The following is a 21,077-nucleotide window of genomic DNA, read 5'->3' as shown; positions in this document are numbered from 1 at the left end:
CGCGGGCCGGAAATAAGAAGCCGCGGCAGAAAAGGAGATAATTATGGGTTTTATTTGGACTCATAAAAAAACAAAAATCTGGTTTATTGTGACAGCTATCGTACTTGTTCTGGAAATTACGGTAACGGCTGTTTTATTAAGCGTGCCCATTGTTACAAATTCATTAAGCCTTGTTTTTGGCGGAGAACGCGCCAATGTGGTAGAGGATAACAGAGCTGAGTGGTATGACAGACAGTATTCCAGTAAGGAAGAAGTATTAAATGCAGCCAATGATTTTGTGGTCGAGGTGGAAAAAGAGGGAATCGTTCTTCTCAAAAATGAAAATGATGTGCTTCCCTTGTCCGTCGATGGCGCACGTGTCAGTGTATTTGGCAAGAACTCAGTGAATATTGTTTATTCCGGTTCCGGTTCAGCCAGCAACAGTAGTTCAGCAGTGCAGAAGACGTTATATGAAAGCCTGGATGCAGCGGGAATCTCCTATAATGAAACGCTTAAGGGTTTTTATGAGGATTCCGGCAAATCCGGCAGCGGAAGACCGGGAAATCCTGCCATGACATCAGGACAGCGGTTGCCCGGTTTCGGAACCGGGGAAACGCCGATTGATTCCTATACCTCTGATGTGACGGGCAGCTATGCAGATTATCAGGATGCGGCAATCGTTGTTTTTTCCAGAATTGGCGGAGAAGGCTTTGACCTTCCCAGAACAATGGCAGACAGCTTTGGCGGCGGTGCCGTTTCGGGGGCTTCTTCTGCAGACAGCCATTATCTGGAATTGGACGCAAATGAAAAAGCTCTTTTGGAACATGTAAAGGAAAATTTTTCTAATGTTATCGTTGTTTTGAACGTGGGCACCACTATGGAAATACCGGAATTGAAGGCTGATGAAGGAATCGATTCCATTCTCTGGATGGGCTTTCCGGGGGCAACGGGCGTTATGGCTTTGGGACAGATTTTGACGGGAATAGATACGGAAGGGAACCAGATCAGTCCCTCCGGCCATACGGTAGATACCTGGGCTGCAGATTTTACAATGGACCCGACCTGGTATAATACCGGCGTTTATGGAAGTGAATTCGGCAACCGTTATCTTTATGACGGCGACAAAACGGATTATGCTTTTGTAAACTATGAAGAAGGTATTTATGTAGGATATCGTTATTATGAGACCCGCGGATATGAGGAGACGAAAGCGAACCCGCAGTCCACATGGTATGAAGACAGCGTAGTCTATCCGTTCGGATATGGTCTTTCCTATACTACGTTTGATTGGAATGTTTCCTTTGCGGAAGCGGATGGAAGCGCTATTACGGAAGAGGATACGCTGGAGGTATCCGTGACGGTTAAAAATACCGGGAATTATGCCGGAAAAGATGTTGTAGAGTTGTATTACAGCGCACCTTATGATTATGAAGGGCCTGCAATCGAAAAGGCACATGCTGTTTTAGGTGATTTTGCCAAAACAGGACTTCTTGCTCCGGGAGAAGAAGAGACGCTTACGCTTACTCTTGATGTGAAGAATATGAAGTCATATGACTATGCAGACACCAATGAAAATGGTTTCAGCGGCTATGAACTGGAAGCAGGGGATTATAATATCATCGTAGGAAGCGATTCACATACGGCGAAGGCAAATGCAGTATATACCCTGAATGACAGTGTGCAGATGCCCACTGATATGGATGCGGACGGTGAGGAAGCAGAAGTTGTAAATGCATTTGATGACGTGAGCGCCGGTATTTTCGGTACAAACACCTATGCATCCTATGTATCCCGTAAAGATTTTGCAGGTACGGTTCCCACAGCTTATCTGGATGACAGTGAGAGAACCCTGACGGATGACTTAAAGGAAGCGCTGGATGAATCCATCAAGCGTAAATACACAGAACCTGATGAAGGAAAGCCATGGGAAGTAATGGGCGATGCGCCCTCTGCCACACCGGTAAATAACGGGCTGTCTCTGAGGGATATGCTTTATGCCGAGGACGGAAATTATGTAGGAGAGGTGTCCTTCGATGACCCGCGCTGGGAAACGCTGCTGAATGAAATATCCATTGAGGAGATGAAGAATCTGGTCGGTTTCGGCGCTTTCCGCACCAATGAAGTAAATGGCATTGACGGGGTGGTCGACAAACCGCTCACGATAGACGCAGATGGTCCCAGCGGGTTTACGAGCTTTTTATCAGAATCAGTCGTATACGGGACTTGTGCTTATCAGGCAGAATGTGTAATGGGTTCCACCTGGAATGCTGCGCTGGCAGAGAGAATGGGTGAGCTGGTAGGTGAAGAAGGTCTTGCAGGCAATGAAAAAGGTGATGGATTGCCTTATTCCGGTTGGTATGCACCGGCCGTGAATATCCACCGTTCTCCTTTTGCAGGAAGAAACTGGGAATACTACAGTGAGGACGGCCTGCTGTCCGGCAAATTCGCCGCAGGTGTGGTTCGGGGAGCAGAGAAAAAGGGCGTCTACTGTTACGTGAAGCATTTTGCAATCAATGACCAGGAGACGGATCGTGAATATAACGGTATTCTCGTATGGGCGAATGAACAGGCAATGAGGGAGATTTATCTGCAGCCTTTTGAGATTGCAGTGAAAGAAGGCGGGGCAACAGGCATGATGACTTCCTTCAACCGTGTGGGGATGAAATGGGCTGGCGGCAGCTATGCACTGCTTACGCAGGTGCTTCGTGATGAATGGGGCTTCCATGGCTCGGTCATTACGGACTATAGCTTAAATACCTATACACACGTGGACGAGATGATTCGTGCCGGCGGCGACCTGTTCTTAACACAGGATGCCAAGACATTTGCTATGACTGATGATGCAACACAGATTACGCTTCTTCGGCAAGCGACAAAGAATATTTTGTATTCGGTCGTCAACAGCAATGCCATGAGTATTCAATCAGATGGCTATCTGTTGCCAATATGGATGCTGGTGATGATATTCGCGGACATTGCCATTATTGCAGCTTTAATCCTTTGGGGCGTGTTTGCAATCCGTTCCGTAAAAAGTGGGAGAAGCACGAAAAAACGTAATGTTATAAACAAAGTGTTATAAAAGATTAAAGAGCTGCCGCCAAAAGGTGGCGGCTCTTTTTCGCTGTGGAAGGGAAAAAAACAATGGAATTGAAATATAATGAGATTATTTCACAGATGTCTCTGGAAGAAAAATGCTATATGTTCTCCGGCAAGGATTTTTGGCTGACCAGAAGCGTAGAGCGTGTTGGAATAAAGAGCATCATGTTGGCGGACGGACCGCATGGAGTCAGAAAACAAGAAGGCAGGGGGGATCAATTGGGTATACATGGTTCCGTTCCCGCTACTTGTTTTCCGACGGCAGCGGCGATTGCAAATAGCTGGAATCCGTCCCTTGGTGAAGAAATCGGGCACTGCCTGGGCGAGGAAGCAGCCAGTCAGGGTGTAGGCGTTATTTTGGGACCTGGCCTGAATATTAAAAGAAACCCGCTGTGCGGCCGCAATTTTGAGTATTTTTCTGAGGATCCGTATCTTGCAGGAAAGATGGCGGCCGGTTATATCAGGGGAATTCAGGAAAACGGTGTGTCTGCCTGTCCGAAGCACTTTGCGGCAAATTCGCAGGAGATGAGGCGCATGGCAAGTGATTCAGTCATGGACGAGAGGACTTTGCGGGAGATTTATTTAACCGCTTTTGAAATCGCGGTCAAGGAATCAAAGCCAAAGAGTATCATGTCGTCATATAACCGTATAAACGGAGTCTATGCCAATGAGAATAAGCATCTGCTGCAGGACATTCTGCGGGATGAATGGGGCTTTGACGGATTTGTGGTTTCGGACTGGGGGGGAAGCAATGACCATGTGGAGGGTGTAAGGGCCGGCGCCCATCTGGAGATGCCTACCACAGGCGGTGACAGTGATGAAGAGCTGATTCAGGCGGTAAAGGATGGAAAAATCGGTGAGAGACTAATCGATAAGCGATTAGATGAGCTTTTAGATGTTATTTTTTCCGCAGGAGCGGCGGTAGAGAAGGCTTCAGGAAAAGCCTTTGATGTGGAAGCACATCATCAGATGGCAGAAAAAGCCAGTGAAGAAAGCATTGTTCTGTTGAAAAATGAAGATACTATTCTGCCGCTTAAGAAGGGGACTGCCGTGGCCCTTATCGGGGATTTTGCAAGGACACCACGGTATCAGGGAGCAGGTTCATCTGTGGTGAATCCCACAAAGTTGGATTCCGCAAAGGAAATGACCACGTGCTTCGAGTTAAAAGTAGTTGGGTTTGAGCAGGGATACACCAGGGTCGGACCGGAAAATGCTGAGCTGCAAAATAAGGCAGTGGAGCTTGCAAAGAAGGCGGATGTTGTTCTTTTGTATCTGGGACTGAATGAGATTTCAGAAGCAGAGGGGCTTGAACGCCCCCATATGAAGATGCCGGAGAATCAGATTTCTCTATTAGATGCAATTGAAAAAGTAAACAAAAATATAGTGGTGGTTATGTCTGCCGGTTCTTCAGTGGAGATGCCCTGGCTTTCAAAGTGCAAGGCGTTAATCCATGGATATCTGTGTGGTCAGGCAGGAGCGTCAGCTATGCTGAAAGCAATTATGGGGGAAGTGAATCCGTCAGGGAAGCTTTCAGAGACTTATCCGCTTACATATGAGGATACGCCGTCTGCTCCCTATTTCCCATCAAGGCAGAGGAATGCGGAATACAGAGAAGGCTTATTTGTGGGCTACCGGTATTTTGAAACGGTGGGTAATGAGGTGTTATTCCCATTCGGATACGGAATTAGTTATACCACCTTTACCTATTCCAATCTGCAAATTGAGAACCATAAAAAAGATATGGAAAATCCGGCGACGGTGACATTCACAATCACTAATGCAGGAAAAATGGATGGTGCAGAGATAGCACAAATATATGTAAGCGCCAAGGCGCCTGCTGTGTACCGCTCTGCAAAAGAATTAAAGGGCTTTAAAAAAATATTTTTGAAGGCCGGCGAGAGCAAAAAGGTCACGATTCCCTTGGATGATAAGGCATTCCGATATTTTAATGTAAAAACAAACCGTTTTGAGGTTGAAGGCGGCGAGTATGAGATTATGGTAGGCGCCTCCGTAGCGGATATTCGTTTAGCGGGAAGTGTGGTCATAGAAGGTACAAATGCGCCGTCTCCGTACGATATGGCAAAACTGCCAAGTTATGCGAATGGAGATATTTTATCTGTAACGGACAAGGAGTGGAAAGAGCTGTTGGGGCATGAAATTCCGGACGGAAGCTGGAGTAGGACGCTGGAAGCAAATGACGCAATCTGTCAGTTATACTATGCGAAAAGCGCGCCGGCAAGGCTGGTCTATAAGATATTGACAAGGATGCTGGATAAGAGCTTGGAAAAAGGAAAACCGGATTTGAATATCTTGTTTATTTATAACATGACCTTCAGAGGAATCGGAAAGATGACAGGCGGAATGGTCAGCAGTTATATGGTAGACGGAATCATGAGGATTATCAACGGGCATTTTTTTGGAGGACTCAGACAGGTGATTTCCGGATTTTTCAAACAAAGAAAAGTTGTGAAAAAAGCGAATAGAATGAAGTAAGGAAATAATTGGTATAATTTCGGCAGGTCTGTATAGACTTGCCGAAATTAATATATGGGATAGAATTAGAAGAAAAAAGCTATTGATGTCTGGAAACGGATTTTAGAATACGATGGGTATTGATTGCGGATAGCATCTATTATTCTGGCATGCGGGCATCGCGGAATACATAAGAAAGCCAGGAAAGCAGACTGTTTAGAATACACTCACATTTCATAACGGGAGTAAATGTTTAAAGTACAGTTTATGCTTTAAAACCAACAGTTTATGACATAAAAATACGTCAAAATAAGATATATGATAAGATAAAATCGCTGAAAATATATAAAAAACATTTCAAGGGGGAAGTCATGCGCAAATCCATAGTATCTCGTATCTTATTTATTCTAGTGTTTCTCACAGGATTGTTTGTGGTGAATACTGCTTTAAGCGGAGTTACCAATTCACAAGTCCGGTTGTCCTCAGATTTAATTTCGGACTCGTTTCTCAGTCTGGAATATAATCAGGTAAATCTGGTGAAGGGAATGGATGGAATCAATTTGTCCATCAAATCTTATTTGTTAGCTAACGCTGAAGGCAGTGGAAAGGAAGCAGCACAGGAAATTCAGGAATCGGCGCAGCGAAGCGGAGATGTTGTAAGCGATATTGCCGCCATTTGTGAGGAGTTTTCCGATAAAGCCATGAATACGGCATTGATGGAGGCATATGAGCCTTATTACAAAGCGATGGACTCCTATTTACAGCAAGTGTCTGTCATTGCCGGATATATAGAAAACGAGGACAGGGCATCGGTTGAAGTAGAATATGAAATATTAGAAAAATTATTCGCCAATATGACGGATGCCGAAAAGGGATTTCAGAAGGTACTGGATTTAAGTATCGAACATGAAACCGAACTGATACATTCGAGAGTGACCAGATCCACAGTAATCATATGGGTTATGGCGAGTTTGTTCATATTATCCGCAGGAGCAGCCTTTTTTATTTGTATGAAGACTATAATCAGACCGTTGAAAACGACGAAGGATGATTTGAACAGCATTATTGAGAAGCTGGAAGCCGGAGAGGGAGACCTGACGGTACGGATAGGCTGCAGCAGCAAGGATGAAATCGGGCAGATTGTAAAGGGAATTAATAGCTTCCTGGATGCTTTGCAGCGGGCTATGTTATCTATTAAATCCGGTTCCCATACCATTCAGGGCACCACTCAGATAATAAATAACCACATATTAGAATGTAAGGATTCTGCTTCTGATATTTCGGGTGCGTTGAACGAAATGTCGGCAAGCATGGAGGAAATAAGCGCAACCCTGCAAAACATGGACGGCGCGGCACAGAATGTTCTGCAGGCATCTAATACCATGGAAGAGTCTGCCCGATCCGGTTCTCTCCAGGTTGGAAACATTGTAACCCGGGCACAAGCGGTCAGTGCGCAGGCGGAAGAAAGCAAGGAGAGGACGAAAGATATATTGAAACAAATAGGCGGAAGGATGGAAGCCTCTATTGAAAAAAGCCGCTCCGTAGAGAAAATAAATGAGCTTACGGAGGCGATTCTGGGAATTTCTTCCCAGACCAATCTTCTTGCTTTAAATGCCTCCATAGAAGCGGCCAGAGCAGGCAATGCGGGAAAAGGCTTTGCTATTGTAGCGGAGGAAATAAGAAAGCTGGCAGAGAATACCAGGAACATTGCCGGTGACATCCAAACAACGAATACGATTGTAGTAGATTCCGTAAAGGAGCTTGCTTATAACTCTGATGAGATTATGTCCTATATTACGGAGATAATCTTAGAAGATTATGCTGAGTTTGCAGCCATTACAGGGGGCTATAAGGAGGATACAAGAGCGATAAATGAAATGCTTTCAGGATTTGAGGATAAGTCGCAGGAACTGCGGGAAACAGCATCTCATATGGCAGAAGGCTTAAGCGGAATTACTATTGCCGTAGAGGAAAGTGTGAAGGCGGTGGTACAGTCGAACGAGGATACTAATATTTTATTTAGTTCAATTACCACAATAAGCGACGAGGCTGCCCGCAATCTGGAAACAGTAAATACGTTAAGCGGTGAAGTGAATAAATTCAAGAAAGTAGAGTAAATAAAATACATTTTGTGAAACAGATGACGCATTTTGCGCAAGGAATAAAAAATGCCGGAAAGCTGTGATATGATGAACATAGTGAACAAAGTGTGGATAAGTAAAAAGCTATCATATGCAGGGAAGAAGAAAGGCGTGTGGAATACATGATAGATTATAAAGAATTGATAAATAAGATGACGCTGGAGGAAAAGGCATCCTTATTATCTGGAAAGGATATGTGGGAAACCAAGACCATAGAGCGGCTGAACCTTCCGACCATTATAATGTCGGACGGACCTCACGGGGTACGCAGGCAGGTAGGAGCGGGAGACCATCTGGGACTGAATGCGAGCTTGCCCGCCACCTGTTTTCCAACTGCGGCAACCGTGGCAAATAGCTGGGACCCCGAGATAGGAGAGCTGGTGGGTTCTTGTATCGGAGAGGAAGCGCTTGTGCAGGGTGTGGGTGTAATCCTGGGCCCCGGAATGAACATAAAAAGAAGCCCTCTTTGCGGACGTAACTTCGAATATTACAGCGAAGATCCCTATTTGTGCGGAAAAATGGCAGCAGCAGAAGTAAGAGGACTTCAAAGTAAAGGGATTTCTGCCTGTCCGAAGCACTATGCGGTGAACAGTCAGGAGCTGAGAAGGATGTCCAGCGACTCCATCGTCGATGAGAGGACTCTGCGGGAAATCTATCTGACGGCATTTGAAATCGTGGTAAAGGAAGCGAGGCCTAAGAGCATGATGACCTCCTACAACCGCATTAACGGAGTATATGCCAGTGAAAATGAGAAGCTTCTCCAGGAAATCCTCAGGGATGAATGGGGGTTTGAAGGCTTTGTGGTGACGGACTGGGGCGGTTCCAACGACCATGTAGAATCCGTTAAGGCCGGAAACCATTTGGAAATGCCTACCACGGGCGGAGACAGCGACAGAGAGCTGGCAGAAGCCGTGCGCAAAGGAATTCTGAAGGAAGAGATATTAGACCGGAGAGTGGAAGAGCTTTTAAAGGTCATTTATGAAATACATCCGGTCATGAAAGCGCATAAAAGTAAGGATATACAAATAGAGGAGCACCATAATGCGGCGAGGAGAGCTGCGGCGGAAAGTATCGTGCTGCTGAAAAATGAAGAAAATCTGCTCCCTGTTTCGAAGGACACAAAAGTGGCGATAATCGGAGATTTTGCAAAGACTCCCCGCTATCAAGGTGCGGGATCGTCCATCGTTAACTGCACGAAGCTGGAGAATACGATAGATGTTCTAAAGGACTATGAACTTACTGTCGTTGGCGTTGAAAGAGGCTATGCGCGGGGAGGCAGGGAGGATGCCGATATGCGCAGGGCTGCACTGGAGTTGGCGAAGAAAGCGCAGGTCGTTTTATTTTATCTTGGATTGGATGAAATCAGCGAGACTGAAGGACTGGACAGAACCCATATGAGGATCCCGGAAAGTCAGGTTTCCTTACTTGCAGAGGTGGCAAAGGTAAATCCCAATATCGCAGCGGTAATCTCCGCAGGTTCCGCTATCGAAATGCCCTGGATGGACAAATGTAAGGCGGCACTGCACGGTTATCTGGGGGGACAGGCGGGAGCGGGGGCAATGCTTCAGGTGATTACCGGTCAGGTATGTCCCAGCGGGAAGCTGGCAGAGACTATTCCTCTCAGGTGCGAAGATACCCCGGCCTACCATTATTTCCCGGGAAAAGAATACAGTGCGGAATATAGAGAGGGACTTTACATCGGCTATCGATATTACGATAAGGCAGAGGTTTCTGTGCAGTTTCCTTTTGGATATGGACTAAGCTATACTTCCTTTGCCTATTCCGAGTTAGGCGTTGCAGAAAAGGAAGTGAGCTTTATTCTGACGAATACCGGAGATACGGACGGCGCGGAAGTAGCGCAGCTTTATATCGGTGCGAAGAATTCAGAGATTTACCGTCCGGTAAAGGAGCTTAAGGGTTTTTCTAAAGTATTTTTAAAGGCAGGAGAGTCAAAGCGGGTGGTTATTCCGTTGGATGATAAAGCTTTCCGCTATTTCAATACGGGAAATAACCGATGGGAGGTGGAAGAGGGTGAATACCATATCTTTATCGGAGCCTCCAGTGCGGATATAAGGCTTAGAGGCAGTTTGCATATCTTAGGTGAGGCGGCAAAATGCTGGTATGATAAAGAAGCTATGATACCCTATGAAAGCGGCAGGATACAAGCAGTAAGCGATAGAGAATTCGCCGCACTTTTGGGGCATGATATACCCGATGGGCGCTGGAATGAGGACGGTATCCTGGATGTAAATGATGCCCTATGCCAGATGTACTATGCGCGAAATGGTTTGGCCAGATTAGCTTATAAGGTGCTGACGGGACTCAAGGAGCGCAGCGAGAAAAAGGGAATTCCCAACTTGAATGTGCTGTTCATTTATAATATGCCCTTCCGCGGAATTGCTAAGATGACTAACGGTATCATTACGATGGAGATGGCAAGGCAGCTTGTCCGGATGGTAAACGGTCACTTTTTTGCAGGATTTAAGGGATTCGTGGGAGGCTTTTTCAGAAGCCGAGGAGCTCAGAGAAATACGAAATAGGGCAGGAGGATGGTTTTGGACACGATAAAAAAGGATAATAAAATAGTAAGTATATGGAAGAGCTGGAGGAAGAAGCATCCGAATATCATGGAATTTTTAATTTTCTTTCTCATCAGTAACGGAGTAACGGTGCTGCAAATGGTGCTAATGCCCCTCATCAAGTTCATTTTCGGATTTACGGCTCTGGTGAACACGGCCTTTCAAGTAATTCCCGTTGGGACTAATCTGGATGGAAGCATTTATTATGTATTCGACTATGCGGTAGGAGCTATCGCGGCGGGCGGCGGCGGAGGACTGGCTTACTTCCTTGCGGTAGAAATCACTTTGCTCATCGCCCAGGTCATTAACTTTTTTTTGCAGAGGAATGTGACCTTCCAGTCCAACTCCAGTGTAAGAAAGGCGGCATTTTGGTACTTCGTGTCGTGGGTACTCATTTCTATCGGAGCGGCGGCATTGCAGGGACTTTATAAGACTCCGGTATACAATCTGCTGATGCAGATGTTCGGAACCTCTTTTGGAATGACACTGGCAGATATCGTGACGATGTTCGTCAACAGCATTATATCCTTCTGGGTATTCTTCCCGATTATGAAGATTATTTTTAAGAAACAGTGATGTGCTTTTTCTGCTTATGTATAAACATATTGTGAATTTGAATTGGTAAGGCAGCGCTCTTTGGCTGCCTTATGGACAATTGCATTTCCAAAGCCCACAAAACCAATGCCGGACAGAAGATGAATCAGTCGGTACAATTAATACATACCGAAAAATAATTTCATAATAACTCGTTACATTATTTCTTCATAATTTTTAGTGTGTAAAGTGGTTGAAAAAATATGTTTGGATAATAAGAAAAGAGTAACATTCTGCTTCCGGGCCAATTATAATGCAGTAGGAAACAGGAAGGAGTATCGGATAAAGAGTTAATTGAAGAAGTGATGTGATATTATGTGAGCAATAGGAAAGTAAAAAAATAATGGAGACAACTGGACTTGAACCAGCGACCCCTTGCTTGTCGAGCAAGTGCTCTCCCGGCTGAGCTATGCCTCCATAATATAAAATTGTAACATGACTTGATGTATTTCACAAGTATTCAATAAAGGCTGTTGATAAGAATACCAAATAATTAAGCTATAAAATTGTTTCATCTATTGAGTATTGAACCTCAATGTGGTCGCTCACAAAATAGGTGTTGTCACCATCCGGGAGCATCCAATTTACGCTGACACTTCCCGGCTGAAAGTAACCGTTCTGTTCTTTATAATCAGAATAGATTACATGCCACGGTACCAGTGAACTGCCTTTTCCATTTTCATCCATATATCGATCGTTGGTATCAAAACGACTAATGTTGCCATTGGTATCAAAAGAAAATCTTCCCTTGGCGGAAATGCCCTTCCATGAAATCTTACCTTCGATAGTGTGGTCGTCAATGTCGGCCCATGAAACATACTCCTGTAAAAATAAGGACGGCATATATACTGCATCTGCCAGTGCCGTTATCAATTGCCCCTGATCCATTTCTGCGCCGGTAGAACGGAAGAGCTGAAACTGCTTGGCAAGGACACCGGTCATAGAACCGAATCCGTCCAACATACTGTCTTTAGCCTGCAATGGAATTCCGGCAATTCGTCCTGTCAAGAAAGCATGCCTGTCAGGCCTGTTTACAAAATTGACCTGCATGAATTTAATCTTAATTGGTTTTTTGTCCGCTGAGATACGAAACTTTGTGTTGCGGAAATATATTAGCATGTTATTCATAATAGGTTTTCCGATGTATCCTCCATTGATGATATGCTGACGGAGCAAAGCAGGCAGCTTGGCAACATAATCTTCCGTAAATATACTTTGTGTGCTTTCCTGCCTATTGGTTTCAGCCAAAGAACCTTTTACATCTGCCAGATACTGTTTCCGAAGTCTTCCGCCGGGTATTGCCAGGTAAATCACTGTGATTGCCAGCGCAATCCAAACTATTACAATCCAAATCATATATTACACGTATAATCCAATTATCTCAGATGGTAATTGGATTTTTCCTTTCTCCCAGATTCTCTGGGCATTTTAATCCATCTCTGATATATTTGATAAGGCACTGTGGATCTGTACCTATATATTTACAGCTTTGACTGTTCCGAGGTGACTCAGACCACAGCTTTTCGTCTATTACTGTTGATCAGTTTGTTAACGCCTGACGTTTCTATTTACGTGATTACACAGCCGGATTCTCTGTGGAAGACAACAGTGCCAAAATACATATCAGGAGGTATAACTCTATGTCGATGTACTTTATTGGAATTGATATTTCCAAGTACAAACATGATTGCTGTATTATTTCAGCAACGGATCAAAAGGTTGTTTCAAAGTTTTCTATTAAAAATGATAAGGCAGGCTTTGAACAGCTACTCACTATTTTTCATTCTCTCTCCAATCCTCAGGACATAAAGATAGGGTTTGAATCAACAGCCCACTATGCCCTCAATCTTGAACTCTTCCTTGAAAATGCCAACCACAGCTTCATGGAAATTAATCCAGTTCTCATCAAGGAATACAAGAAATCCACATCTCTAAGGCGAACCAAGACCGACTCTGTTGACTGCGAATCAATAGCCCGGTGGTTAATGACTGTCGAGTACAAACCCCACTCAAAAGGATTTTACCACGCTTATTCCTTAAAGTCATTAACTCGTTTGCGTGACAGACTAGTTCGACAGCGTTCTTTTTATCTTGTAAAGATTACCAATGTGCTGGATCACACCTTCCCCGAATTCAAGCCCTTCTTTCATGAGCGTTTCTCTAAGACCGCTCTGTATCTGCTTGAAAACTACGGTTCCGCCGAAAAGATGGCAAGAATGAATTCCGCATCCTATGAGAAGCTCCGCTCTTTATCAAGGGGTAATTTTTCTCCCCAACAGTTCCTTCGGTTAAAGGAGCTTGCCGCCAATACGGTCGGTGTAAACAACTCTATTTTTGATGTGGAACGGAACAGCCTGCTCACCCTGTACCAGTCTCTCGTAAAAGAGATTGACACGCTTGAAACAGAAATCAACAAGCTGATCGAGGAAGTACATCCTCACTATATGTCTGTTCCTGGCATCGGGACTATATCTGCCGCCGTTATCTATTCGGAATATGGAGATATATCGAACTTTTCAACACCAGCCCAGATGCTCGCATTTGCAGGGATCGAACCAGGTGTAAACGATTCCGGAACAGAATCACACGGAGGAGGGATGGTAAAACATGGCTCGCCGGGGCTCCGGTATGTCCTCATCAATTGCTGCCTTCCTTTAATCCACTTTGATATGACATTCGCCGCCTACTATGCGAAAAAACGGGGAGAAGGCAAGCCCTACAGGGTTGCTATCACTCATGTGGCAAAGAAACTTGTTAGAGTCATCCATGCATTGGAGAGGCAAGGGGTAGACTTTAACGCTCAGAAGCTCCAATAGCAGCTGTATCATAAGAACATCATTATCCCATCTGAAATACGGTGTTTTCAGATGACTTGTTTGCTATATCCTTTTTTATCACTAAAGATTTTTTTTAAAAACCCCTTGACTATTTATAGTTTGTCACCTCATATGTCAAATGTTGATAATTCAAAGTACTTCGAATTATGAAGGCAAGCCGTTTATCTGTTTGTAGATAATTTCTTATTCTCCCTGCCGCAAAGCATTTTCTACAGCTTTTCGTATAGTGTCGCTGCTATATGTTGCAGAAGTGATAGCATCTACGTCCAATGATTGCTGTTCAACAATACTGTCAATAATTTTTTCGGCGGGCTTACCTAATAAATTATCATGTTCTAATATGGATATATTTAGAATCATCCCGTTACTAATTTCTACCGATACGGCAGCCTTTACTAATCCATTGTCGGCATTTCCAACATAAATGCCATCTTTGATCGCAGACACATCAACATTTAAGATTTCTAAGTCTTTTGGCTTTTGTGTCAGCAATAAGACAATAATAATACACAATAGAATAGTAAATATGATTGCTATTATTTTGAGAGTCTTTGCTATTATACTTTTTGATGTAGTCATTGTCTGATTCCCCCCATTAGGACTTCTACGAAATCATTCACAAGCCGATCGAAATCCTCCAGTTTATATAATTGATTTTCTATTGCACACATAGCGAAGCCGAGTAATGCACTAATTATCATCCATGAAGTATTTATTGCATTTGGCTTCAGAACTTTTTGGGCTATTCCGTCAGCAAGGAAATTATCAAGCATATCTATTCCCGAATTAGAAGGCTTATTATTTTTATTTTCATTAGCAAATATGACATTTGTTTCACTATACATAATAGCTTTTGCCATTTCCGGCTCATCGCAAAGGCTCGTAACAAAGCCGTTCAAGAGGCTATGCACTCGTTGATCTATGGAAAGCATGGAGTCATCACTCATGATAGCGGCAGTATTGCTCTCAATTTTATGATAAAGATCGGAGGACATATCTGTAATAATCTCTGCTTTGTCTTTGTAGTAAAGGTAAATTGTGGTCGGAGAATACTCAATTTTAGCAGCTATCTTTCTTATTGACAATTTTTCATATCCCTCTTGTTCAATAAGTTCAATAGCGGCATCTTTTATTTTCTTTTTCATTTCTGCTTTTTCAATATCACGCCGTTCTTTGATACCCATATAACTACCTCGATTAACAGTGTTAATTTTATTTACGATATAATTATATGTCGATAATCGCATTATGTCAATGCACTTCGGATAATCAATGCACTTCGGATAATCAATGCACTTCTGATAATCAATGAACTTCAAATAATCAATCTACCTATAATAATCAATATATTACTACATTTCTAAGGGTCATTAATTGTTAGATTAAGATACGAGAATGATTTATCAGCAGGTATCAGAAAGAAACATCCTTTTTTCGTATTAAAATACAAATTGACAAAAATAAAATACAATACTATAATTAAACCGTAAGTTTAATTAAATGAAATGAGGTCGATCATGGGACGAAGAAAAAAAGAACCGAAGAGTGTACACCGTGAAAATATTGCTTCCGCAGCTCAGGAACTTTTTATGAAAAATGGTATAGAAGCGACGTCTATGGACGATATAGCGAAGGCGGCGGGGTATAGTAAGGCTACTTTGTATGTGTATTTTGAAAATAAGGAAGAGATTGTCCGATTGCTGGTGCTGGAGAGTATGAAGAAGCTGTATGCTTATATTGCGGCCGCTTTGGAGAGGCAGGAAACGACGAGGACCAGGTATGACTATATTTGCCATGGTTTAGTGCAATATCAGGAGGAATTTCCTTTTTATTTTAAAATGGCGCTGGATAAGATTAATATTGATTTTGAAAGTGGAAGCTATTTGTCGGAGGAGCGGGAGACATATCGTGTAGGAGAGGAAATCAACGAAAAGATAAGGCAGTTTTTGTGCGATGGGATCGCGAGAGGGGAAATATATGCCGACATAAAGATTTTGCCTACAATATTTGTATTTTGGGGGATGCTGTCCGGTTTGGTTCAGACGGCGGCAAACAAGGAACATTATATTGAAAAAGGAATGGAAATGTCCAAAGAAGAGTTTCTGGAGTATGGTTTTGATACGCTGTATCATTCTATCACGATTAGGGGGAAAACGTATGAAAAGTAAAAAGATACTTGCCATTTTAGGAGGGCCGCATACAAACGGAATAACAGGGAGCATGCTCGACTGCGCGATTCGCTCATCAGAAGGGGCAGAGTATGAAATAAGCAGGATAAATCTATATGAAAAGCAGTTAGGTTTTTGCAAAGGTTGCCGGGCTTGTATTCGGACGGGAGTTTGTATTCAGAAGGATGGCCTGCAGGAAATTGCATCTTTGATGAAAGAATGTGATATGGTTATTCTCGCCGCTCCAATATACTGGGCAAATGTGCCTGCTTGTGTAAAAAATATGTTTGACCGTTTATTGGGAACGGCAATAGAGGAAACCAATACTTTTCCCAAGCCGCGTTTGCCGGGAAAGAAGTATGTAGTTTTGACGGCGTGCAATGCACCATTTCCTTTTTCGTGGATATGCGGTCAAAGCAGATATGCAATTCGCAGCATGGATGAATTTTTCAAGGCTGCCGGAATGAGTTGTGCGGGTAGGGTTGTATGTACGAATGCCGCCAAAAGAAAAGGAAAAGAGTTATCGGAAGCGTTGGTTAGAAAGATTGATAGATGTATAGTTTGAAAAGAAACGGAAAAGTTTTTGCTCACGGTTTTGTGTCTGCTGTCAAAGGGCAGCACATCGAAGGAAAGGTTGGTTAGTAAAATGAATAAAAGGAATAAAAGGAAAGTATCCGGGAAAAAGATTGTTATTTATACTATAGTATTTGTTGTGTTTCTTGCTTTTGCTTGTCTTGCAGTTTATCTGAAAAATGTCTCGGATTACAAACAGGCGGTTAAAAGTATTGCTTTTGGAGAGATAGATGTTTCGGAGGCTGCGGACGGAGTTTATATAGGAGAATGTAATGTCAATTTTATATATGCAAAGGTAGAAGTTACCGTGCACGCCGGAAAGATCGAGAATATCAACATATTAGAGCATAAAAATGAGAGCGGAGAATCTGCAGAGGTGGTAGTAGATAAAATCGTTGAAGAACAAAGAATAGATGTTGATGAGGTATCGGGAGCGACAAATTCCAGTATTGTTCTTAAAAAGGCCGTTGAAAATGCACTTGAACAGGCATATGCGGCAAGGTGATTGAGTGTAAGGTATAAAGTGCAGGAGAATAGAATAGGGTAGTGATATGTAATTAATAAAAAAATAATTAGGTGCCTTGACAATGTAAAGAAAATATTATATTGTTAAGGTACCTAATTAAATTTAAAAGAAAGAAGGAATATATTATGACAAACATAACGAATTGTAATCAATGTTCGAGACAATGCTCAATAGATGATTTACGCTGCGGAAAAGGCAGAAGGTATCTTGAAAGCCTTCGAGCGGAAGGAATTGACTTAGATGTCGGGATATCAAGAAACGTTTCGGATCATGAAGGCCGGAATGAAAGACAAGGACATTATGAAGAGACCAAAGGAAGAGGACAGGAGCAAGCAACATGCGACGAGCGCGAGAATGAAAGAGGAATGCATGAGCATGGCCAGCATGGATGCAGCCGAGGATTTGAAGGAAAATCAGAGCATGGACATGGCGGGCATGGATGCGGCCGGGGCGGATTTCAAGGAGATGAGTCAAAGCATGAGCATGGCAGATGCCGTAAACGGAACCATCGTGGAAGAGAGGAATATGATAACCCTGAGGATTTATTAGGAATGCTGAGAGTCTGCGGACACATTCTGTATCACCGTGCAGGCAGACAGAGCGGACAAGGAAGAATCTTGCATATCCTTTCTGAGAGAAGTGAGCTGAGCCAGAAAGAACTTCAGGAAATGCTTCGCGTACAACCCGGCTCGATGAGTGAAATTTTGTCCAAGATGGAGAGTAAAGGCTTGGTAGAACGTATAAGGGATGAAGAGGATAAGAGAAAGACGCAGGTAAGGCTGACGGAAACGGGCAAAGCTCATGTGGAGAATCATCATTGCGGGCTGGGAAATAAGGATATATTCTCAGCCTTGGACGAAAATCAGCAGGAGGAATTGAAGGAATTGCTCGCGCTATTGCTGGAGGATTGGAGACACAGCATGTAAATTTTATTTTATTTGTCATATGACGATTAAAGTTCTTTGTTTGCCCTTAAGGCGCAGCAGAGGAGGGTTTTAATTCAAGTATTTTACAGAATCACCGCTTTTTTGAATATGGCTGATTTTAAAATCAAATAAGTATTTGATGATGGAATAAAGTAAATTCAGTAAAATCAAAATTATCAAAGAAATAAACACATTGCTTTGAAAGGGAATATAATCATTTGTTGCCAAAGACAAAGCCTTGTGTATTGTTTTACAAATCTCAATACTTGGTATAAGCAATAGAAGAAACGCAATATTTAATGCCGGCCGGTACACGCTTATAAACATTTGATTGATTTGTTTGGAGGTATATCCCATCATATCCAAAATAAAAATGCTTTTTGTATCTTCCTGGAACTTCAGAAGTATTGTAAGGTACAAAAGCAGACACCCGATGATACAGGCTAATATTTGGCATATTACAGCGCTTATACGGTTTGAAACATTATTTTCTTCGAGCTGCTTTTCCCGCTCATAAATACTTTGTATATGGGCTGTATCAGGAACATCTGAAAGAACGTTTGTATATAGGCCGTTAAATGAGCCATCTTGAATATTTAATAACACCTCTAAAGTATTTTTTGATGTATATATTGTGAAATTATCTGCATTTTCTGCAATATCAAAGACGGACATGGAGATAGTTTTATTATTCAAGGTAATGGAAATACCTGTTCCCTGCTGTATGCTGTATAAGCTTGCAAGCGCCTGGCTTATGACAACATTATTTTCTGGAATATCCGTTATCACTTCCTTTTTCATATTATTTAACGATAAAAAGCGATTATCTGGTTCTATTCCCATAATAGATCCTTCTATTCTTTTTTTGTCCAGGTTGATGTTTATAGGTTCCGATAAATAATAGACATGATCCCGGTTGCCTTTCTGCCCGGTTTGTCGGGTAGGAAAGGTTATATCATATTTATAATTTCTTCCTTCAGACATTACATGAAAAAGATATTGGCTGCTTAAATTCAAAGAGAAGCTCATAGTAAAGAGTATTGTAAAAAGTGCAACGGCTATTGTAGACATAAGCAGTTGAAATGGCTTACGTAATGCCAAACGAAAGGAATACCCTAATTTTTCTGTCAAGTTTCGGGTAAATCTTCCTACGCGTAAATTTACTTTATTATTATTTTCATTCAATAGGTTTATGGCATCCTTGTCAATTGTTCTGATAATAATCGGTATGGAGGATAGCGCAGGCAAGAGCGTACATATCAAAGCGATAAGGCCATTTTGCATAGCTAATCCTTTTCTTAAGTATTCTAAAGAATATATCTCCTTGTAAAGGTTTAACATGATATCCGAAGAAATCCATCCTAAAAACAGGCCGCAAATATATGCGGCAGCAATAAAAGCAATGCTTATCAGCAACACAATTCCGGCCATTTTATCAGCAGAATATCCATGTGCAATAAAACAGCCATAATCCTTCTGATGTGAAGCGGAGTGTTTTTTATAAAACATAAAATAGATAAGACCTGTAATTAAGGAAAATATGAGCAAAAAAGAAAGTGCTAATGTCTGATTTGATTGTAGGGAAATAAGAAGTTCTTTATCTGTATTATTTAATATTGTCTTGCCATCGAGCAATTTGATGTTTCCATCAATAGAAATCTGAACAAAAAAATACATAAAGGATGATAACATACTGAGAGAGAAGAGAATGATAATATTGGGCTTCATGGATAGCAGGCTTTTACAAAAATATTTAGAAAAATATTTCATCAATTAAATCCCCCAATCGATATCTTGAACTAATGTAGGAGTACGATTTTGTATATCGCTGATTACTGCCCCATCTTTCATCGTTATAATACGGTCAGCCATTTTTGAAATTTTAATATTATGTGTTGAAAATATAATCGTTGTCCCATATTTTTTATTGATTTCTTTTAGATAGGAGACAATTTTTTTGCTGTTTTCCTCGTCTAATGCTCCTGTGGCTTCGTCACAAAAAAGAACATCCGGATTTTTAATGATCGCCCTTGCAATGGCTGCCCTCTGGCGTTGCCCGCCTGATAATTCATACGGAAAGCGTTTATCCAAGTGGACAATGTCTAAATGCTGCATAATTTCTTCATATGAGATATTCTTATCTTGAGCAGATTTTCCTAATTCGATATTTTCTTTTACCGTTAATTCGGATAAAAGGAAATATTCTTGAAAGATATTACTGAACTTTTCGTGACGTAAGATTAACCGCTCTTTCTTGGACAGATTTGTTATTTCTTCTTCCCCATAAAATATTTTTCCGCTTGTTGGTTTTAGCAGACTGGACATAATATTTATCAAGGTAGATTTTCCGGAACCACTTTGTCCTAAAATAACATGAAACATACCGGACTTAAAAGTCAAAGATACTTCTTTAAGCGCTGTTTCAAATGAATTGAACTTTTTACTGATATTAACTGTTTTCAATATTTCAGACATTGTTTCACTCCTGTATTAAAATTGAAAAAAAGCGATGTGCTTTTTAGTTCCTAATGATTTGTTCGCTAATTCCTCTAATGCATCAATCTTTTTTTTCATGCTTTCTTCTTTCCATTGAAAAAGAGTACTATCTAAATAGAAATTAGATAATGTCAGGAGCATTTCTGCAACTTCAAGAGGATATGGGGTTTCAAACTCATTGGTTTTTATCCCATCCTGTATAATGGAAGAATAAAATTGTGCCATACATTTTGTAAAAGCAATCATCAGTTTTTGGTGAAAGACTGCATTTTCGGGTCTGTTTATAACTTGCTCCTCTTCGATATTGCTGTGAAACAACTCAATACCGTTTCTAATTGCCTCTTGTAATCTGATGACTGCACATTCTGAGTGGTTATCCATATTATTCAAGATAGATACGGAACGGTTAACATAATCTTCAATTGCTGCATCGACGCATTCCTCCTTGGATTGAAAATAATGATAAAAGGCACCTCTCGAGATAGATAATTCTTTTATGATTACAGAGATTGTCATTTGTTCATAACCATATTTTAATAAAATATTCCAAATAGAAGTAATGATTTCTTGCTTTTTATTATCAAAATTAATTTTTGTTCTTGCCATAATTATCCTCTTTCCAATAAATAAACCGACTAACGGTTTATTTATAAGTTATCATTTTTCCTTATTTCTGTCAAGCATGATATG

At 41.8% G+C, this 21,077-nt stretch carries 17 protein-coding genes and 1 tRNA gene; 11 read left to right on the top strand and 7 right to left on the bottom strand.

The genetic code is table 11. The features are described from left to right. The first annotated feature begins 43 nt into the window (after nt 1-43). From CC90_RS0120285 to CC90_RS0120260, 5 genes are all read left to right on the top strand, one after another. The gene (locus CC90_RS0120285) at nt 44-3,058 is read left to right on the top strand and encodes a glycoside hydrolase family 3 protein (protein ID WP_035316000.1); all 3,015 of its coding nucleotides are present in this window, start codon (nt 44-46) and stop codon (nt 3,056-3,058) included. 62 nt (nt 3,059-3,120) lie between these two features. Further along, on the top strand, nt 3,121-5,568 hold the full coding sequence (locus tag CC90_RS0120280) for a glycoside hydrolase family 3 C-terminal domain-containing protein (protein WP_081906087.1): 2,448 nt from the start codon (nt 3,121-3,123) through the stop codon (nt 5,566-5,568). A 350-nt stretch (nt 5,569-5,918) separates the two neighbouring features. Next, nucleotides 5,919-7,664 (top strand): methyl-accepting chemotaxis protein, encoded by a 1,746-nt coding sequence (locus CC90_RS0120275; RefSeq protein WP_031392543.1) that lies wholly within the window; start codon nt 5,919-5,921, stop codon nt 7,662-7,664. Nucleotides 7,665-7,810: 146 nt separating this feature from the next. Then, nucleotides 7,811-10,228: a glycoside hydrolase family 3 C-terminal domain-containing protein gene (locus CC90_RS0120265; RefSeq protein WP_031392542.1), complete on the top strand. Its 2,418-nt coding sequence runs from the start codon at nt 7,811-7,813 to the stop codon at nt 10,226-10,228. 15 nt (nt 10,229-10,243) lie between these two features. Continuing rightward, entirely contained in the window at nt 10,244-10,843 is a 600-nt protein-coding gene (locus tag CC90_RS0120260; RefSeq protein ID WP_330373267.1) for a hypothetical protein, read from the top strand. A 362-nt stretch (nt 10,844-11,205) separates the two neighbouring features. Here the strand turns inward: CC90_RS0120260 and CC90_RS0120255 are convergent. After that, a tRNA-Val gene (locus CC90_RS0120255) sits at nt 11,206-11,278 on the bottom strand. 81 nt (nt 11,279-11,359) lie between these two features. Beyond that, nucleotides 11,360-12,217: a DUF6544 family protein gene (locus CC90_RS0120250; protein WP_031392540.1), complete on the bottom strand. Its 858-nt coding sequence runs from the start codon at nt 12,215-12,217 to the stop codon at nt 11,360-11,362. Nucleotides 12,218-12,501: 284 nt separating this feature from the next. Between CC90_RS0120250 and CC90_RS0120245 the strand changes: the two genes are divergently transcribed. After that, entirely contained in the window at nt 12,502-13,677 is a 1,176-nt protein-coding gene (locus tag CC90_RS0120245; RefSeq protein WP_031392539.1) for an IS110 family RNA-guided transposase, read from the top strand. Nucleotides 13,678-13,881: 204 nt separating this feature from the next. Here the strand turns inward: CC90_RS0120245 and CC90_RS0120240 are convergent, their stop codons facing one another. Further along, the gene (locus tag CC90_RS0120240) at nt 13,882-14,277 is read right to left on the bottom strand and encodes an FMN-binding protein (RefSeq protein WP_031392538.1); all 396 of its coding nucleotides are present in this window, start codon (nt 14,275-14,277) and stop codon (nt 13,882-13,884) included. Next, on the bottom strand, nt 14,274-14,882 hold the full coding sequence (locus CC90_RS0120235; protein WP_031392537.1) for a TetR/AcrR family transcriptional regulator: 609 nt from the start codon (nt 14,880-14,882) through the stop codon (nt 14,274-14,276). Before CC90_RS0120235 ends, CC90_RS0120240 begins: the two co-directional genes overlap by 4 nt. 333 nt (nt 14,883-15,215) lie before the next feature. Here CC90_RS0120235 and CC90_RS0120230 point away from each other — a divergent pair, with 333 nt between their 5' ends. From CC90_RS0120230 to CC90_RS24280, 5 genes are all read left to right on the top strand, one after another. Further along, on the top strand, nt 15,216-15,866 hold the full coding sequence (locus tag CC90_RS0120230; RefSeq protein WP_031392536.1) for a TetR/AcrR family transcriptional regulator: 651 nt from the start codon (nt 15,216-15,218) through the stop codon (nt 15,864-15,866). Next, on the top strand, nt 15,856-16,431 hold the full coding sequence (locus tag CC90_RS0120225) for a flavodoxin family protein (protein WP_031392535.1): 576 nt from the start codon (nt 15,856-15,858) through the stop codon (nt 16,429-16,431). Before CC90_RS0120230 ends, CC90_RS0120225 begins: the two co-directional genes overlap by 11 nt. Nucleotides 16,432-16,512: 81 nt before the next feature. Continuing rightward, nucleotides 16,513-16,944 carry an FMN-binding protein gene (locus CC90_RS0120220; RefSeq protein ID WP_031392534.1) on the top strand — a complete coding sequence of 144 codons (432 nt, stop codon included), beginning with the start codon at nt 16,513-16,515 and terminating at the stop codon, nt 16,942-16,944. A 261-nt stretch (nt 16,945-17,205) separates the two neighbouring features. Next, the gene (locus tag CC90_RS24285; RefSeq protein WP_031392533.1) at nt 17,206-17,514 is read left to right on the top strand and encodes a hypothetical protein; all 309 of its coding nucleotides are present in this window, start codon (nt 17,206-17,208) and stop codon (nt 17,512-17,514) included. Between the two features lie 2 nt (nt 17,515-17,516). After that, nucleotides 17,517-17,891 carry a MarR family winged helix-turn-helix transcriptional regulator gene (locus CC90_RS24280; RefSeq protein ID WP_051869896.1) on the top strand — a complete coding sequence of 125 codons (375 nt, stop codon included), beginning with the start codon at nt 17,517-17,519 and terminating at the stop codon, nt 17,889-17,891. 69 nt (nt 17,892-17,960) lie between these two features. On the opposite strand, the gene CC90_RS0120205 is transcribed toward CC90_RS24280, so the two are convergent. The 3 genes from CC90_RS0120205 to CC90_RS0120195 are packed head-to-tail and all read right to left on the bottom strand — an operon-like array spanning nt 17,961 to nt 20,993. Continuing rightward, a complete protein-coding gene (locus tag CC90_RS0120205; RefSeq protein WP_031392531.1) occupies nt 17,961-19,661 on the bottom strand; it encodes an FtsX-like permease family protein in 1,701 nt (566 codons plus the stop codon). A gap of 3 nt (nt 19,662-19,664) precedes the next feature. Further along, nucleotides 19,665-20,366 (bottom strand): ABC transporter ATP-binding protein, encoded by a 702-nt coding sequence (locus tag CC90_RS0120200; protein WP_031392530.1) that lies wholly within the window; start codon nt 20,364-20,366, stop codon nt 19,665-19,667. Between the two features lie 15 nt (nt 20,367-20,381). Next, the gene (locus CC90_RS0120195; protein ID WP_031392529.1) at nt 20,382-20,993 is read right to left on the bottom strand and encodes a TetR/AcrR family transcriptional regulator; all 612 of its coding nucleotides are present in this window, start codon (nt 20,991-20,993) and stop codon (nt 20,382-20,384) included. Between the last annotated feature and the right edge of the window lie 84 nt (nt 20,994-21,077).

Origin of the sequence: Kineothrix alysoides (assembly GCF_000732725.1) — a bacterium.
Lineage (GTDB): Bacteria > Bacillota > Clostridia > Lachnospirales > Lachnospiraceae > Kineothrix > Kineothrix alysoides.
This window is presented reverse-complemented; position numbering and strand designations above follow the sequence as displayed.